General features: G+C 63.4%; 1 protein-coding gene. It reads right to left on the bottom strand.

Annotated elements, in window-relative coordinates; translation table 11 throughout:
* Positions 1–165 precede the first annotated feature (165 nt).
* Positions 166–831 (bottom strand): DUF1080 domain-containing protein, encoded by a 666-nt coding sequence (locus JNK74_28185; protein ID MBL7650068.1) that lies wholly within the window; start codon positions 829–831, stop codon positions 166–168.
* Between the last annotated feature and the right edge of the window lie 103 nt (positions 832–934).

The following is a 934-nucleotide window of genomic DNA, read 5'->3' as shown; positions in this document are numbered from 1 at the left end:
TCGGCCCGCTCATCGGGTTCATGGACAGCGAATCGGCTGACCGAGGGATGCTGCCGGAGGCATCATTTGAGCCTGTGATGCTCTGGCTGGTTGCCCTGATCGCGGCGGGCGTGGCGGGGTCGGTGGTCCGCCGGGTGCATCGGCACACGCGCTGAATAGTGAGGCTTACTCGATGGGGCGGATCCGGATGTTGCGGAACCAGAGTTCCCCGCCGTGGTTCTGCAGTTCGATCTGACCCGAGGCGTAGATGGGTTTGTCTCTCTCCCAGTAGTTTTCGAGAGGCACGCCGTCAACAACGCGCACCCCGTTCAAATCCACCCAGACCCGCTCCCCGATCATGCGGATGTAGAAGGAGTTCCATTCGCCGGGGGGGCGGTCGGCGACCACAAGAGGCTTGCTGGGGTTCTTCTGGTTGTTGTACAGCCCGCCGGAACCGATGGGGTTGTCCCAGATCTGCACCTGGGGCGTGCCGCGGAGGTAGATGCCGCTGTCACCGCCGGGTGGGATTTTCCACTCCAGCCAAAGTTCAAAGTCGGCGTAGTCGGCTGCCGTGCACAGATTGTCACCTTTGCCATCGAAGTAGAACACCCCGTCCCGGACTGACCAATGGGCCTTCATCTTGGCGTCCGCCGCGACCTGGGCCGCGGCGAGTTGTTCGGGGGTCATCCCGGCGCGCTTCGGTGGATCGGCGACCAGCCCCTTCCACCCGCTCAGGTCCTTCCCGTTGAACAGGGGTGTACCGGGGAGCGCGGACTGCTGAACGCTTCGGTGCGTTTGCCCGCTGCGACACCCCACGGGCATGCACATCAACCCCGCAACACACAGCACCATTTTCGTCGGCACAGACAGTTCCTTGTTCAACAAGCGATCGCCCGCGGCACGAATCGCTCAGAGTTCCTGAGAACGGAGCGCTTCCGCCAGTGCGTTGACGGCG

Source organism: Candidatus Hydrogenedentota bacterium, from assembly GCA_016791475.1.
Lineage (GTDB): Bacteria > Hydrogenedentota > Hydrogenedentia > Hydrogenedentales > JAEUWI01 > JAEUWI01.
This window is presented reverse-complemented; position numbering and strand designations above follow the sequence as displayed.